The organism is Pseudomonas sp. S1(2024), assembly GCF_046557535.1.
The window spans coordinates 44,878-61,406 of record NZ_JBKGFP010000103.1; the positions used below are offsets into that span (position 1 = coordinate 44,878).

12 protein-coding genes and 1 tRNA gene are annotated in these 16,529 nt (G+C 58.3%); all 13 read right to left on the reverse strand.

Going from position 1 to position 16,529, the window contains the following annotated elements:
* Positions 1–10: 10 nt before the first annotated feature.
* Positions 11–2,158, reverse strand: coding sequence for an elongation factor G (gene fusA / locus ACLCGK_RS28235; protein ID WP_410953386.1), 2,148 nt, complete (start codon positions 2,156–2,158; stop codon positions 11–13).
* Between the two features lie 30 nt (positions 2,159–2,188).
* Positions 2,189–2,659, reverse strand: a complete 471-nt coding sequence (gene rpsG, locus ACLCGK_RS28240) for a 30S ribosomal protein S7 (protein WP_003246741.1) — start codon at positions 2,657–2,659, stop codon at positions 2,189–2,191.
* A 106-nt stretch (positions 2,660–2,765) separates the two neighbouring features.
* Positions 2,766–3,137: a 30S ribosomal protein S12 gene (gene rpsL, locus ACLCGK_RS28245; RefSeq protein WP_003257088.1), complete on the reverse strand. Its 372-nt coding sequence runs from the start codon at positions 3,135–3,137 to the stop codon at positions 2,766–2,768.
* 211 nt (positions 3,138–3,348) lie between these two features.
* A complete protein-coding gene (gene rpoC, locus ACLCGK_RS28250) occupies positions 3,349–7,548 on the reverse strand; it encodes a DNA-directed RNA polymerase subunit beta' (RefSeq protein WP_410953387.1) in 4,200 nt (1,399 codons plus the stop codon).
* Between the two features lie 64 nt (positions 7,549–7,612).
* Complete coding sequence (gene rpoB / locus ACLCGK_RS28255) at positions 7,613–11,686, reverse strand: DNA-directed RNA polymerase subunit beta (RefSeq protein ID WP_013970631.1); 4,074 nt, start codon at positions 11,684–11,686, stop codon at positions 7,613–7,615.
* 220 nt (positions 11,687–11,906) lie between these two features.
* Entirely contained in the window at positions 11,907–12,278 is a 372-nt protein-coding gene (gene rplL / locus ACLCGK_RS28260; RefSeq protein WP_013970630.1) for a 50S ribosomal protein L7/L12, read from the reverse strand.
* A gap of 78 nt (positions 12,279–12,356) precedes the next feature.
* Positions 12,357–12,857, reverse strand: coding sequence for a 50S ribosomal protein L10 (gene rplJ / locus ACLCGK_RS28265; RefSeq protein WP_003257082.1), 501 nt, complete (start codon positions 12,855–12,857; stop codon positions 12,357–12,359).
* 197 nt (positions 12,858–13,054) lie between these two features.
* Entirely contained in the window at positions 13,055–13,750 is a 696-nt protein-coding gene (rplA, locus tag ACLCGK_RS28270; protein ID WP_013970629.1) for a 50S ribosomal protein L1, read from the reverse strand.
* Entirely contained in the window at positions 13,750–14,181 is a 432-nt protein-coding gene (gene rplK, locus ACLCGK_RS28275; protein ID WP_003255500.1) for a 50S ribosomal protein L11, read from the reverse strand. Before rplK ends, rplA begins: the two co-directional genes overlap by 1 nt.
* A 119-nt stretch (positions 14,182–14,300) precedes the next feature.
* Positions 14,301–14,834: a transcription termination/antitermination protein NusG gene (nusG, locus tag ACLCGK_RS28280; RefSeq protein WP_003255501.1), complete on the reverse strand. Its 534-nt coding sequence runs from the start codon at positions 14,832–14,834 to the stop codon at positions 14,301–14,303.
* Positions 14,835–14,843: 9 nt separating this feature from the next.
* Positions 14,844–15,212, reverse strand: coding sequence for a preprotein translocase subunit SecE (gene secE, locus ACLCGK_RS28285; RefSeq protein ID WP_003257081.1), 369 nt, complete (start codon positions 15,210–15,212; stop codon positions 14,844–14,846).
* A gap of 44 nt (positions 15,213–15,256) precedes the next feature.
* Positions 15,257–15,332: transfer RNA gene (locus tag ACLCGK_RS28290), tRNA-Trp, on the reverse strand.
* Between the two features lie 54 nt (positions 15,333–15,386).
* On the reverse strand, positions 15,387–16,529 hold a 1,143-nt coding region (gene tuf, locus ACLCGK_RS28295; RefSeq protein ID WP_100413302.1), incomplete at its 5' end, for an elongation factor Tu.

Genomic DNA, 16,529 nt, shown 5'->3' on the forward strand with positions numbered 1-16,529 from the left:
CTAAAGGGGATTAGCCTTGTTTTTTAACGAGTGCTTCGACGATGTTCGACGGAGCTTCGGCGTATTTGGAGAATTCCATGGAGTAGCTTGCGCGACCCTGAGACATGGAACGAACGTCGGTTGCGTAACCGAACATTTCTCCGAGCGGAACTTCAGCGCGGACGACACGGCCAGAGACCGACTCATCCATACCCTGGACCAGACCACGACGACGGTTCAGGTCACCCATCACGTCACCCAGGTAGTCTTCCGGGGTTACAACTTCGACCTTCATGATCGGCTCGAGAACCACGCCACCGCCCTTCTGGGCCAGTTGCTTGGTTGCCATCGAAGCAGCGATCTTGAACGCCATTTCGTTGGAGTCGACGTCGTGGTACGAACCGTCAAATACCGCGGCCTTCAGGCCGATCAGAGGATAGCCGGCAACAACGCCGTTCTTCATCTGCTCTTCGATACCCTTCTGGATCGCAGGGATGTATTCCTTAGGAATCACACCACCAACGACTTCGTTGGCAAACACCAGACCTTCGGTGATGTTGCCCTTCTCGTCCTGATCCGGCTCCGAGAAACGGATCCAGCAGTGACCGAACTGACCACGACCGCCCGACTGACGAACGAACTTGCCTTCGATCTCGACGTTGGACTTGGTGATCTTCTCGCGGTACGAAACCTGCGGCTTGCCGATGTTGGCTTCGACGTTGAACTCGCGCTTCATGCGGTCAACGAGGATGTCCAGGTGCAGCTCACCCATACCGGAGATGATGGTCTGACCAGTTTCTTCGTCGGTCTTGACGCGGAACGACGGGTCTTCCTGGGCCAGCTTGCCCAGTGCGATACCCATCTTCTCCTGGTCAGCCTTGGTTTTCGGCTCTACGGAGAGCGAAATCACAGGCTCCGGGAAGTCCATACGCTCGAGGATGATCGGCTTGTCGGCGTTGCACAGGGTGTCACCAGTGGTGACGTCCTTCATGCCGATCAGAGCGGCGATATCGCCCGCACGCACTTCCTTGATCTCTTCACGCTGGTTGGCGTGCATCTGCACCATACGACCAACGCGCTCTTTCTTGCCCTTGACCGAGTTGATGACGGAGTCACCGGAGGTCAGGAAGCCCGAGTAAACGCGAACGAAGGTCAGAGTACCAACGAACGGGTCGGTGGCAATCTTGAACGCCAGAGCCGAGAACGGCTCATCGTCGTCAGCATGACGCTCGTCGTACTGCTCTGGGGTGACTTCATCCTTCGGCACTTCGGCCAGATCAGGGTGGATACCCTTGATCGCAGGAATTTCGGTCGGAGCAGGCAGGTAGTCGATAACGGCGTCGAGAACCAGGGGAACGCCCTTGTTCTTGAACGACGAACCGCAGACAGCCGGAACGATCTCGCTGGCCAGGGTGCGCGCGCGCAGGCCTGCCTTGATTTCTTCGACGGTCAGCTCACCTTCTTCAAGGTACTTGTTCATCAGCTCTTCGCTGGCTTCGGCGGCGGCTTCAACCATGTTGTTGCGCCATTCGTTAGCCAGGTCGACCATGTCCGCTGGAATTTCTTCTTCGCGGTAGGTGGTGCCCTTGTCGTCTTCGTTCCAGTAGATGGCTTTCATCTTGATCAGGTCGACCTGACCCTGGAAGTCGTCTTCTGCACCGATAGCCAGCTGGACCGGAACCGGGGTGTGACCCAGGCGGTTCTTGATCTGACCGACAACGCGCAGGAAGTTGGCACCAGCACGGTCCATCTTGTTCACGTAGACAACACGTGGAACGCCGTACTTGTTGGCCTGACGCCATACGGTTTCGGACTGTGGCTCAACGCCGGAGGTACCGCAGAACACAACGACCGCGCCGTCGAGTACACGCAGCGAACGCTCTACTTCAATGGTGAAGTCAACGTGGCCGGGGGTATCGATGACGTTTACGCGGTAGTTGTCGTACTGACCACGGGAACCTTTCCAGAAGGTGGTAACGGCAGCGGAGGTAATGGTGATACCGCGCTCCTGCTCCTGCACCATCCAGTCGGTGGTCGCGGCGCCGTCGTGCACCTCGCCCATTTTGTGGCTCAGACCTGTGTAGAACAGGATCCGCTCGGTAGTGGTAGTCTTGCCCGCGTCAACGTGGGCGCAGATACCGATGTTACGGTAGCGGTTAATTGCTGTAGTACGAGCCATAAAGCCCTCGCAAAATGATTGATGCTTGAATTAGAAGCGGTAGTGCGAGAACGCTTTGTTGGCCTCGGCCATACGGTGCACGTCTTCACGCTTCTTGACTGCAGCACCCTTGCCTTCAGCAGCATCCAGCAGTTCGCCGGCCAGGCGCAGGGCCATCGACTTCTCGCCGCGCTTGCGGGCGTAGTCTACGAGCCAGCGCATTGCCAGAGCGTTACGACGGGACGGACGAACTTCAACCGGAACCTGGTAAGTGGCACCGCCAACACGGCGGGACTTAACTTCGACCAGCGGAGCGATGGCGTCGAGAGCTTTCTCGAAGATTTCCAGGGGGTCGCTGTTCTTGCGTGCTTTGACGGTATCCAGGGCACCGTAAACGATGCGCTCGGCTACGGCCTTCTTGCCGCTTTCCATCACGTGGTTCATGAACTTGGCGAGAATCTGGGATCCGTACTTCGGATCGTCAAGGATCTCACGTTTTGCTGCTACACGACGTCTTGGCATGATAAGCCCTCAAACGGTCTTCAGGTTAGCCCGGGACCAGGTCTTTCGACCCCTGCCCGACCTTACTCTTATCGACTCAAATAAATGGATGTCTGCAAACGGCCGATTACTTCGGACGCTTGGTACCGTACTTCGAACGACCCTGGTTACGGCCTTTAACGCCCGAAGTATCCAGAGAGCCGCGAACGGTGTGGTAACGAACACCTGGCAAGTCTTTTACACGGCCGCCACGGATCAGGACGACGCTGTGCTCTTGCAGGTTGTGGCCTTCACCACCGATGTACGAGGAAACCTCGAAACCGTTGGTCAGACGCACACGGCATACTTTACGCAGTGCCGAGTTAGGTTTTTTCGGCGTGGTGGTGTACACGCGGGTGCACACGCCACGACGCTGCGGGCAGTTCTGCAGCGCAGGTACGTCGGATTTCTCGACGGTACGCTTACGCGGCTGACGTACCAGCTGGTTGATAGTTGCCATCTACTAGCTCCACTGATTGTCTTGCGACGCTATTGTCTTGCAAGAAAGCCAAAAATTGGCGAGACGGAGCCTCACCAAATTTAAGGGTACAAAAGTCTAAAGAGGATCTTGCACCCAGTCAAGACGAGGCCCCGGCCCTCCCCGCCCGATCATCGGCAACATTTCATGTCGCCGATGATCGCTCGGGGCTTGCCGGGGCCCTGCCCTGTACTTAGTTACCGCTGGAGTTCAGCGCTTCGGTCAGTGCGGCTTCCACCTCACTAGCGCTCACACGCAGCGGCTTGTCGGCATCACGGCGACGCTTACGTTCGCTGTGGTAGGCCAGACCAGTACCGGCCGGAATCAGACGACCCACGACCACGTTCTCTTTCAGGCCGCGCAGATAGTCGCGCTTGCCGGTTACCGCCGCTTCGGTCAGTACGCGGGTGGTTTCCTGGAAGGAAGCCGCGGAGATGAACGACTCGGTCGACAGCGAGGCCTTGGTGATACCCAGCAGCACGCGGGAGAACTTGGAGATGAACTTGTCCTCGCTGGCGAGACGCTCGTTCTCTACCAGTACCTGGGTCAGTTCCATCTGGTCGCCCTTGATGAAGCTGGAGTCACCCGACTCGGTGATCTCGACCTTGCGCAGCATCTGACGCAGGATGGTCTCGATGTGCTTGTCGTTGATCTTAACGCCTTGCAGACGGTAAACGTCCTGGATCTCGTTGACGATGTACTTAGCCAGCGCGCTCACACCCAGCAGACGCAGGATGTCGTGCGGATCGCTCGGGCCGTCGGAGATAACTTCGCCGCGGTTTACCTGTTCGCCTTCGAAGACGTTCAGGTGGCGCCACTTCGGAATCAGCTCTTCGTACGGATCGCTACCGTCGGTCGGGGTGATGACCAGACGACGCTTGCCCTTGGTCTCCTTGCCGAACGCGATGGTGCCACTGACTTCAGCCAGAATCGAGGCCTCTTTCGGACGGCGCGCTTCGAACAGGTCGGCAACGCGCGGCAGACCACCGGTGATGTCACGGGTCTTCGACGTTTCTTGCGGGATACGCGCGATAACGTCACCAACACCGATCTGGGCACCGTCAGCCACGCCGACGAGGGCGTTGGCCGGCAGGAAGTACTGGGCAGGTACGTCGGTACCTGGCAGGTACAGGTCCTTGCCAGCGGCGTCGACCATCTTGATTGCCGGACGGATTTCCTTGCCTGCCGCAGGGCGATCCTTGACGTCCAGTACTTCAATGTTGGTCAAGCCGGTCAGCTCATCGGTCTGACGCTTGATGGTGATGTTTTCTTCCATGCCCACGAAGGTCACGGTACCTTTCAGCTCGGTAACGATCGGGTGGGTGTGCGGGTCCCACTTGGCGACGATGGCGCCAGCTTCGACCTTTTCACCTTCCTTGACCGAAATTACCGCACCATAAGGCAGCTTGTAGCGCTCACGCTCACGACCGAACTCGTCGGCAATGGCCAACTCGCCCGAACGCGATACGGCAACCAGGTTGCCATCGGCACGTTCTACCTGCTTCAGGTTGTGCAGACGCACCATACCGCCGTTCTTCACCTGGACGCTGTCGGCAGCCGAGGTACGGCTTGCAGCACCACCGATGTGGAACGTACGCATGGTCAGCTGGGTACCCGGCTCACCGATCGACTGGGCGGCGATAACGCCGACAGCTTCACCGATGTTCACCTGGTGACCGCGAGCCAGGTCACGGCCGTAGCACTTGGCGCAAATGCCGTAGCGGGTTTCGCAGTTGATCGGCGAACGCACGATCACTTCGTCGATGCTGTTCAGCTCGATGAACTCGACCCACTTCTCGTCGACCAAGGTACCGGCCGGAACGATGACGTCCTCGGTGCCTGGCTTGAACACGTCACGGGCGATCACACGACCCAGTACGCGCTCACCCAGCGGCTCTACAACGTCGCCGCCTTCGATGTGCGGAGTCATCAGCAGACCCTGGTCGGTACCGCAGTCGATCTCGGTAACCACCAGATCCTGGGCAACGTCTACCAGACGACGAGTCAGGTAACCGGAGTTCGCAGTCTTCAGTGCGGTATCCGCCAGACCCTTACGAGCACCGTGGGTCGAAATGAAGTACTGCAAAACGCTCAGACCTTCACGGAAGTTCGCAGTGATCGGCGTCTCGATGATGGAGCCGTCCGGCTTGGCCATCAGGCCACGCATACCGGCCAGCTGACGGATCTGGGCTGCGGAACCCCGCGCACCGGAGTCAGCCATCATGTACATCGAGTTGAAGGACTCTTGCTCGACTTCCTTGCCTTCGCGATCGATGACCTTCTCTTTCGAGAGGTTGGCCATCATCGCCTTGGACACTTCGTCGTTCGCCTTCGACCACAAGTCGATGACCTTGTTGTACTTCTCGCCCTGGGTTACCAGGCCGGAGGCGTACTGGCTCTCGATTTCCTTCACTTCGTCGGTAGCGGTACCGATGATGCGAGCTTTCTCGTCCGGGATAACGAAGTCGTTAACACCAATCGAAACGCCGGAAATGGTCGAGTAAGCGAAACCGGTGTACATCAGCTGGTCAGCAAAGATTACGGTCTCTTTCAGACCAACCACGCGGTAGCACTGGTTGATCAGCTTGGAGATCGCCTTCTTCTTCATCGGCTGGTTGACCACGTCGTAGGGCAGACCTGCCGGTACAACCTGGAACAGCAGCGCACGGCCGACGGTGGTGTCGACGATGCGGGTGTTCTTGACCACGGAACCGTCACGCTCTTTCACGGTTTCGTTGATACGAACCTTGATTTTCGCGTGCAGGGCAGCCTCGCCGGCGCGGAATACGCGGTCGACTTCCTGCAGGTCGGCGAACACGCGACCTTCGCCCTTGGCGTTGATGGCCTCACGGGTCATGTAGTACAGACCCAGTACCACGTCCTGCGACGGAACGATGATTGGCTCACCGTTGGCTGGCGACAGGATGTTGTTGGTCGACATCATCAGCGCGCGCGCTTCGAGCTGGGCTTCCAGGGTCAGCGGCACGTGAACGGCCATCTGGTCACCGTCGAAGTCGGCGTTGTACGCGGCGCAGACCAGCGGGTGCAGCTGGATAGCCTTACCTTCGATCAGAACCGGTTCAAATGCCTGGATACCCAGACGGTGCAGGGTCGGTGCACGGTTGAGCAGCACGGGGTGTTCGCGGATCACCTCGGCGAGTACGTCCCACACCTCTGGCAGCTCGCGCTCGACCATCTTCTTGGCAGCCTTGATGGTGGTCGCCAGACCACGCATTTCCAGCTTGCCGAAAATGAACGGTTTGAACAGCTCGAGGGCCATCTTCTTCGGCAGACCGCACTGGTGCAGACGCAGGGTCGGGCCTACGGTAATTACCGAACGGCCAGAGTAGTCCACACGCTTACCGAGCAGGTTCTGACGGAAGCGACCTTGCTTACCTTTGATCATGTCGGCCAGGGACTTCAGCGGACGCTTGTTCGAGCCAGTGATGGCGCGACCGCGACGGCCGTTGTCCAGCAGGGCGTCGACCGCTTCCTGCAGCATGCGCTTTTCGTTGCGCACGATGATGTCCGGCGCCGACAGATCCAGCAGGCGCTTCAGACGGTTGTTACGGTTGATCACCCGACGATACAGGTCGTTCAGGTCGGAGGTCGCGAAGCGGCCGCCATCCAGCGGTACCAGCGGACGCAGATCCGGCGGCAGCACTGGCAGGACGGTCAGGACCATCCACTCAGGCAGGTTGCCCGAACCCTGGAACGCTTCCATCAGCTTCAGGCGCTTGGACAGCTTCTTGATCTTGGTTTCCGAGTTGGTCTGCGGAATCTCTTCGCGCAGGCGACCGATCTCGTGCTCCAGGTCGATAGCGTGCAGCAGCTCGCGGACAGCCTCGGCACCCATGCGGGCGTCGAAGTCATCACCGAACTCTTCCAGCGCTTCGAAGTACTGCTCGTCGTTCAGCAGCTGGCCTTTTTCCAGGGTGGTCATGCCCGGGTCGATAACGACGTAGCTCTCGAAGTAGAGCACGCGCTCGATGTCACGCAGGGTCATGTCCATCAGCAGGCCGATACGGGACGGCAGCGACTTCAGGAACCAGATGTGGGCAACCGGAGAGGCCAGTTCGATGTGCGCCATGCGCTCACGACGAACTTTTGCCAGGGCAACTTCAACGCCGCACTTCTCGCAGATCACGCCGCGATGCTTGAGGCGCTTGTACTTGCCGCACAGGCACTCGTAGTCCTTGACTGGGCCAAAGATCTTGGCGCAGAACAGGCCGTCACGCTCAGGTTTGAACGTACGGTAGTTGATGGTTTCCGGCTTCTTAACTTCACCGAACGACCACGAACGGATCATTTCAGGCGACGCCAGACCGATGCGGATGGCGTCGAACTCTTCGACTTGACCCTGGTTTTTCAGCAAATTCAGTAGGTCTTTCAAGGCCTTTCCTCCTGGCGGAGCAGGGAGCGGGCATTACCTGCCCCACTCCCCTTCGCGTCACGTGTTATTCGGTTTCCAGATCGATATCGATACCGAGCGAACGGATCTCTTTGATCAACACGTTGAAGGACTCGGGCATGCCCGGCTCCATACGGTGATCGCCATCCACGATGTTCTTGTACATCTTGGTACGGCCGTTCACGTCGTCCGACTTCACTGTGAGCATTTCTTGCAGGGTGTATGCCGCGCCGTATGCTTCCAGCGCCCACACTTCCATCTCCCCGAAACGCTGACCACCGAACTGCGCCTTACCACCCAGCGGCTGCTGGGTAACCAGGCTGTAGGAACCAGTGGAACGCGCGTGCATCTTGTCGTCCACCAAGTGGTTCAGCTTGAGCATGTACATGTAACCAACGGTCACAGGACGCTCGAACTTGTTGCCGGTACGGCCATCGAACAGCACCATCTGGCCGCTCTCTGGCAGGTCGGCCAGCTTCAGCATGGCCTTGATCTCGCGCTCCTTGGCACCATCGAAGACCGGGGTAGCCATTGGCACGCCCTTCTTCAGGTTGTGGGCCAGGGCCAGGATCTCTTCGTCGGTGAACTCGTCCAGGTTTTCCTGGCGACCGCCGATCTCGTTGTAGACCTCGGTCAGGAACACGCGCAGTTCAGCGGCCTTGCGCTGCTCTTCGATCATGCGGTCGATCTTCTCGCCCAGACCCTTGGCCGCCAGGCCCAGGTGGGTTTCGAGGATCTGACCGACGTTCATACGCGAAGGTACACCCAGCGGGTTCAGTACGACATCGACCGGAGTACCGTTGGCGTCGTGCGGCATGTCTTCGACCGGCATGATTACCGAGACCACACCCTTGTTACCGTGACGACCGGCCATCTTGTCACCCGGCTGGATGCGACGGCGGATTGCCAGGTAAACCTTAACGATCTTCAGTACGCCCGGTGCCAGGTCATCACCCTGCTGCAGCTTGCGCTTCTTGTCTTCGAACTTGTCGTCCAGCAGACGGCGACGATCGACGATGTACTGCTGAGCCTTTTCCAGCTGCTCGTTCAGTGCATCTTCGGCCATGCGCAGTTTGAACCACTGCCCGTGCTCCAGACCATCCAGCACTTCGTCAGTGATCACGGTGCCTTTCTTCAGGCCCGCGCCACCGTCGACCACCTGGCCGTTCAGAGCAGAACGCAGACGCTCGAAGGTTGCACCTTCGACGATGCGGAACTCTTCATTGAGGTCCTTGCGGATCTCGTCCAGCTGCATCTTCTCGATGGCCAGGGCGCGACTGTCGCGCTCGACGCCATCACGGGTGAAGACCTGTACGTCGATGACGGTACCCTTGGTGCCGGTTGGCACGCGCAGGGAGGTGTCCTTAACGTCGCTGGCCTTCTCACCGAAGATTGCGCGCAGCAGTTTTTCTTCCGGAGTCAGCTGGGTTTCGCCTTTTGGCGTTACCTTGCCGACCAGGATGTCGCCAGCGCCGACTTCGGCACCCACGTAGACGATACCGGCTTCGTCCAGCTTGTTCAGTGCGGCTTCACCCACGTTCGGGATGTCCGCAGTGATTTCCTCTGGGCCAAGCTTGGTGTCACGCGCCACACAGGTCAGTTCCTGGATGTGGATGGTGGTGAAGCGGTCTTCCTGAACCACACGCTCGGACAGGCAGATGGAGTCTTCGAAGTTGAAGCCGTTCCACGCCATGAACGCGATGCGCATGTTCTGACCCAGTGCCAGTTCACCCATGTCGGTGGACGGGCCGTCGGCCATGATGTCGCCACGCTGAACCTTGTCACCCTTGCTCACCAGCGGACGCTGGTTGATGCAGGTGTTCTGGTTCGAACGGGTGTACTTGGTCAGGTTGTAGATATCCACACCTGCTTCGCCGGTTTCCACTTCGTCGTCGGCAACGCGAACAACGATACGGCTGGCGTCGACCGAGTCGATCACACCACCGCGGCGAGCAACCACGCAGACACCGGAGTCACGGGCAACGTTGCGCTCCATGCCGGTACCTACCAGCGGCTTGTCGGCGCGCAGGGTCGGTACAGCCTGACGCTGCATGTTGGAACCCATCAATGCACGGTTGGCGTCGTCGTGCTCGAGGAACGGAATCAACGACGCAGCGACGGAAACAACCTGCTTCGGCGAAACGTCCATCAGGGTGACGTCTTCCGGTGCCTTGACGGTGAATTCGTTCAGGTGACGAACAGCTACCAGCTCATCGATCAGTTGCTTCTTCTCGTTCATCGCGGCCGAAGCCTGGGCGATGACGTGATCCGCTTCTTCAATGGCCGACAGGAACACGATGTCGTCGCTGACCACGCCTTCCTTCACCACGCGGTACGGGCTTTCCAGGAAGCCGTACTGGTTGGTGCGGGCATAGGCTGCCAGGGAGTTGATCAGACCGATGTTCGGACCTTCTGGGGTCTCGATCGGGCACACACGGCCGTAGTGGGTCGGGTGTACGTCACGGACTTCGAAGCCGGCACGCTCACGGGTCAGACCGCCTGGGCCGAGTGCGGAGACGCGGCGCTTGTGGGTGATCTCGGAGAGCGGGTTGTTCTGGTCCATGAACTGGGACAGCTGGCTGGAACCGAAGAACTCTTTCACCGCTGCCGCAACCGGCTTGGCGTTGATCAGGTCTTGCGGCATCAAGCCTTCGCTTTCCGCCATCGACAGGCGTTCCTTGACCGCGCGCTCAACACGCACCAGGCCAACGCGGAACTGGTTCTCGGCCATCTCACCAACGCAACGTACACGACGGTTACCCAGGTGGTCGATGTCGTCGACGATGCCTTTGCCGTTACGGATGTCGACCAGGGTCTTCAGAACCTCGACGATATCTTCCTTGCTCAGCACGCCCGAACCTTCGATCTCGGTACGACCGATACGACGGTTGAACTTCATGCGGCCAACGGCGGACAGGTCGTAACGCTCGGCGCTGAAGAACAGGTTGTTGAACAGGGTCTCGGCAGCATCCTTGGTTGGCGGCTCGCCAGGACGCATCATGCGGTAGATCTCGACCAGGGCTTCCAGCTGGTTGCTGGTGGTGTCGATCTTCAGGGTATCGGAGATGAACGGACCGCAATCGATGTCGTTGGTGTACAGGGTCTCGATACGGACGACCTGTGCCTTGGCGACCTTGATCAGCAGTTCGGTGGTCATCTCGGTGTTGCATTCGGCCAGGATCTCGCCGGTAGCCGGATGCACGATGGCCTTGGCGGTAGTGCGGCCCAGGACGTATTCCATAGGAACGTCCAGCTGCTTGACGCCGGCCTTCTCGAGCTGGTTGATGTGGCGCGCGGTAATACGGCGGCCCTGCTCGACGATGACTTTGCCGGTTTCGTCATGGATATCCATGACTGCAACCTCACCACGCAAACGCTGCGGTACCAGTTCCAGGCTGAGTTTCTCGCCGGAAATGTGGAACACGTTGGTGGTGTAGAAGGTATTCAGCACTTCTTCAGTGCTGTAACCCAGGGCACGCAGCAGCACCGAGGCCGGCAGTTTGCGGCGACGGTCGATACGTACGAACACGCAGTCCTTCGGGTCGAACTCGAAGTCCAGCCAGGAGCCGCGGTACGGGATGATGCGAGCGGAGTACAGCAGCTTGCCGGAGCTGTGAGTCTTGCCACGGTCGTGGTCGAAGAACACACCAGGCGAACGGTGCAGCTGGGAAACGATCACACGCTCGGTACCGTTGATAACGAAGGTACCGTTCTCAGTCATCAGGGGGATTTCACCCATGTAGACTTCTTGCTCTTTGATGTCCTTGATCGCTTTGTTCGACGACTCCTTGTCGAAGATGATCAGGCGCACCTTGACCCGCAGTGGGACCGCGAAGGTCACGCCACGCAGGACACATTCCTTCACATCGAAGGCGGGTTCGCCCAGGCGATAGCCTACGTACTCCAGGGCAGCATTGCCGGAGTAGCTGATGATCGGGAATACCGATTTGAAGGCCGCGTGCAGGCCGACGTCGCGGAACTGATCCTTGGATGCTCCCGCTTGCAGGAATTCGCGATACGAATCCAGCTGGATGGCCAGGAGGTAAGGCACATCCATGACGTCCGGCAACTTGCTAAAGTCCTTGCGGATACGTTTTTTCTCAGTGTATGAGTAAGCCATCAGCGTTCCCCAGCTTGGTCACCTGCTTGTTTGGCTTCTCCCGGCGGGAGCAGCCAGAAAATCGTGCAAACCCCTTGGTTTGCGCCACCCACATGGGTGTCTTGCAGCTTGTTATCGGGGCCGGCCTGACCGGCCACCAATAACGGAAAAAGGCCGGTGGCATAAGCCACCAGCCATCAGCCCTTCGCTCAACGCTCGGACTGGAGTCGCAAGGTCGAGATTACTTCAGCTCGACTTTAGCGCCAGCTTCTTCCAGCTTCTTCTTCGCGTCTTCAGCGGCTTCTTTCGAAACGCCTTCAGCGATAACCTGAGGAGCGCCGTCGACTTTCTCTTTGGCTTCTTTCAGGCCCAGACCGGTCAGTTCACGAACGGCCTTGATCACGTTTACTTTCTTGTCGCCAGCTTCGGTCAGAACGACGTTGAACTCGGTCTGCTCTTCAACAGCGGCAGCAGCGCCAGCAGCTGGGCCAGCGGCAACAGCGGCAGCAGCGGTAACGCCGAAGGTTTCTTCCATCGCTTTGATCAGTTCAACAATTTCCAGAACAGTTTTCTGGCCGATTGCTTCGATGATTTGCTCGTTAGTCAGAGACATGACTTCAATCCTGTATTGGGGTGACAGCCTACGCAGCCATCAAATTAAACGTATGATTTTGAAAGAGTTGCGCGTGCCTTAGGCAGCAGCAGCTTCTTTCTGGTCGCGCAGAGCTGCCAGGGTACGAGCCAGCTTGCTGGTTGCACCTTGGATTACGCTCATCAGCTGTGCGATAGCCTCGTCGCGAGTTGGCAGGGTTGCCAGCACGTCGATCTGGTTAGCGGCAAGGAACTTGCCGTCGAACGCAGCTGCCTTGATCTCGAACTTGTCCTGACCCTTGGCGAACTCTTTGAACAGACGAGCAGCAGCGCCCGGGTGTTCGTTGGAGAAAGCAATCAGGGTCGGGCCTTTGAACGCGTCGTTGAGGATCGAGAATTCGGTGCCTTCAACAGCGCGCTTCAGCAGGGTGTTACGTACGACACGTACATAAACGCCAGCTTCGCGGGCCTCTTTACGGAGTCCGGTCATTGCGCCTACAGTCACACCACGGGCATCAGCCACGACAGCGGACAGAGCGACTTTGGCAGCCTCGTTGACTTCAGCGACGATGGCCTTCTTGTCTTCGAGTTTAATTGCCACGGGTTTACTCCTGGTTTTTACCGTTTCATCTGGCCGAGGCCGGATGTCGTTTTGGTGTCTGATTCGGTAACGAATCGGGAGCACCATCTGCGTGGGCTGGTGTTTTAAGGCTTGCGCCGCCTACGGTCTTGGATAGCCCCCGCCAGGCAGGGACCCCAATTTTTGCTGGTGGCGCGACAGGTCGCGCCACCATGTTCTTACACGTTCAGCGAGCTCTGATCGATGACCAGACCTGGGCCCATGGTGGTGCTCAGGGTAACGCGCTTGACGTAGATACCTTTCGAGGAAGCTGGCTTGATACGCTTCAGATCAGCGATCAGGGCTTCAACGTTTTCCTTCAGCTTGCCGGCTTCGAAGCCGACCTTGCCAACGGAGGTGTGGATGATACCGTTCTTGTCGGTACGGTAGCGAACCTGACCAGCCTTGGCGTTCTTGACGGCGCCGGCTACGTCTGGGGTCACGGTACCAACTTTCGGGTTAGGCATCAGGCCGCGAGGACCCAGAACCTGACCCAGCTGACCTACAACGCGCATGGCATCAGGCGATGCGATAACGACGTCATAGTTCAGGTCGCCGCCTTTCATTTCGGCAGCCAGATCGTCCATACCTACGCGGTCAGCGCCGGCAGCCAGAGCGGCTTCAGCAGCTGGACCCTGGGTGAAGACAGCAACGCGAACGGTCTTGCCAGTGCCGTGCGGCAGCACGGTAGCGCTACGTACGACCTGGTCGGATTTACGCGGGTCAACACCGAGGTTAACGGCGATGTCGTAGGATTCTACGAACTTGGCAGCCGGCAGCGAAGCCAGCAGAGTGGCCGCTTCTTCGAAGTTGTAGGCCTTGCCTGCTTCGATTTTCTCGGCGATTGCCTTTTGGCGTTTGGTCAGCTTAGCCATTACACACCCTCCACGTTCAGGCCCATGCTGCGGGCAGAGCCAGCGATGGTGCGTACAGCAGCGTCCAGGTCAGCGGCAGTCAGATCAGCCTGTTTAGCTTTGGCGATGTCTTCCAGCTGAGCACGGGTAACGGTACCGACTTTAACGGTGTTCGGGCGAGCCGAACCACTGGTCAGGCCAGCAGCTTTCTTCAGCAGAACCGAGGCAGGGGTGCTCTTGGTCTCGAAGGTGAAGCTACGGTCGCTGTAGACAGTGATGATCACAGGAGTCGGCAGGCCGGCTTCTTGACCCTGGGTACGGGCGTTGAAGGCCTTGCAGAATTCCATGATGTTCACACCGTGTTGACCCAGTGCTGGACCAACGGGTGGGCTTGGGTTGGCCTGGCCGGCCTTAACTTGCAGCTTGATGTAAGCCTGAATCTTCTTAGCCATGAGCTACTCCAAAATCGGGTACGAACGCCTGTTGGCTCCCCGGATGACTTGCGTTTTATCCCAGTGACGACAAAACCCCGCAGCACACAGGGCTGCGGGGTATGGGATGCTTCGTCCGCCTAGACCTTTTCGACCTGGCTGAACTCGAGCTCCACCGGAGTAGAGCGACCGAAAATGAGCACCGCTACCTGCAGGCGACTCTTTTCGTAGTTAACCTCTTCGACACTACCATTGAAGTCAGCGAACGGACCGTCAATGACTCGAACCACTTCACCCGGCTCGAACAGCGTCTTCGGCTTCGGCTTATCGCTACCGTCGGCAACGCGACGCAGGATAGCCTCTGCTTCTTTATCGGTGATCGGCGCAGGCTTGTCTGCGGTGCCGCCAATAAAGCCCATCACACGAGGGGTGTCCTTGACCAAGTGCCAAGTCCCTTCGTTCATCTCCATCTGGACCAGTACATAGCCAGGGAAGAATTTACGCTCACTCTTGCGCTTCTGGCCGTTGCGCATTTCGACGACTTCTTCGGTCGGGACCAGGATCTCGCCGAAACCGTCTTCCATGCCAGCCAGCTTGACGCGCTCGATCAGGGAGCGCATTACATGCTTCTCGTAACCCGAGTAAGCATGCACAACATACCAACGCTTAGCCACGGGACACCTTTAGCCAACGATCAAGGAGACCGCCCAGCCGAGCAGGGAATCAAGACCCCACAGCAGCAGTGCCATAACCAGCACGACAGCCACGACAATCAGCGTGGTCTGGGTGGTTTCCTGGCGGGTCGGCCACACGACTTTACGAATCTCGGTACGAGCTTCCTTCGCCAGCGCAAAGAACGACTTGCCCTTCGCAGTCTGCAGAGCTACAAAGCCCGCGACAGCAGCCAGGACGAGAAGTGCAAGGACGCGATACAGGATCGGGGAGGCGGAGTAATACTGGTTACCCACTACACCGACAACCACCAAAGCCACTACAGCCAGCCACTTGAACAGATCAAAACGCGATTCTTGGGCTTCAGTTTTGGGAGTCATCGAGGAGGATCCTGTGAGAAGAAAGCCATCACACCGAGGTGAAATGGCAGGTCAGGAGGGAATCGAACCCCCAACCTACGGTTTTGGAGACCGTCGCTCTGCCAATTGAGCTACTGACCTGTAACGCTGTATCAGGCCGGCCATTATACCGGCCTGATCAAGTAAATCAACTACTTATTCAATAATTTTTGCTACGACGCCGGCGCCGACGGTACGACCGCCTTCACGGATAGCGAAGCGCAGACCGTCTTCCATTGCGATGGTCTTGATCAGGGTGACAGTCATCTGAATGTTGTCACCTGGCATTACCATTTCAACGCCTTCCGGCAGTTCGCAGTTACCGGTCACGTCAGTGGTACGGAAGTAGAACTGAGGACGGTAGCCTTTGAAGAACGGAGTGTGACGACCGCCTTCTTCCTTCGACAGAACGTAGACTTCTGCGGTGAACTTGGTGTGCGGCTTGACCGAACCTGGCTTGACCAGAACCTGGCCACGCTCAACGTCGTCACGCTTGGTACCACGCAGCAGAACGCCGCAGTTCTCGCCAGCACGGCCTTCGTCCAGCAGCTTGCGGAACATCTCAACACCGGTGCAGGTGGTGGTGGTGGTGTCACGCAGACCAACGATTTCCAGCGGATCCTGAACGCGGACGATACCACGCTCGATACGACCGGTAACAACGGTACCACGACCCGAGATCGAGAATACGTCTTCGATCGGCATCAGGAACGGCTGGTCAACGGCACGAACTGGCTCAGGGATGTAGGCATCCAGAGTTTCTACCAGCTTCTTGACAGCGGTAGTACCCATTTCGTTGTCGTCTTTACCTTCCAGGGCCATACGAGCCGAACCGATGATGATCGGGGTATCGTCGCCTGGGAAGTCGTAGGTGGACAGCAGGTCGCGAACTTCCATCTCGACCAGTTCCAGCAGCTCGGCGTCGTCTACCAGGTCAGCCTTGTTCAGGAAGACCACGATGTAAGGTACGCCTACCTGACGGGACAGCAGGATGTGCTCACGGGTTTGTGGCATCGGACCATCGGCGGCCGAGCAAACCAGGATCGCGCCATCCATCTGGGCAGCACCGGTGATCATGTTCTTCACGTAGTCAGCGTGACCTGGGCAGTCAACGTGAGCGTAGTGACGAATGTTCGAGTTGTACTCGACGTGAGCGGTGTTGATGGTGATACCGCGCGCTTTTTCTTCCGGAGCCGAGTCGATCTTGTCGAACTCAACGACTGCCGAACCGAAAACTTCGGAGCAGACGCGAGTCAGAGCTGCGGTCAGAGTGGTCTTACCGTGGTCAACGTGGCCGAT

Bases quoted from the DNA above. Each gene is read 5' to 3' on its own strand.
- rplL (WP_013970630.1), bottom strand. From the start codon at position 12,278: ATGTCTCTGACTAACGAGCAAATCATCGAAGCAATCGGCCAGAAAACT.
- fusA (WP_410953386.1), bottom strand. From the start codon at position 2,158: ATGGCTCGTACTACAGCAATTAACCGCTACCGTAACATCGGTATCTGC.
- rpsL (WP_003257088.1), bottom strand. From the start codon at position 3,137: ATGGCAACTATCAACCAGCTGGTACGTCAGCCGCGTAAGCGTACCGTC.
- rplK (WP_003255500.1), bottom strand. From the start codon at position 14,181: ATGGCTAAGAAGATTCAGGCTTACATCAAGCTGCAAGTTAAGGCCGGC.
- rpsG (WP_003246741.1), bottom strand. From the start codon at position 2,659: ATGCCAAGACGTCGTGTAGCAGCAAAACGTGAGATCCTTGACGATCCG.
- rplA (WP_013970629.1), bottom strand. From the start codon at position 13,750: ATGGCTAAGCTGACCAAACGCCAAAAGGCAATCGCCGAGAAAATCGAA.
- secE (WP_003257081.1), bottom strand. From the start codon at position 15,212: ATGACTCCCAAAACTGAAGCCCAAGAATCGCGTTTTGATCTGTTCAAG.
- rpoB (WP_013970631.1), bottom strand. From the start codon at position 11,686: ATGGCTTACTCATACACTGAGAAAAAACGTATCCGCAAGGACTTTAGC.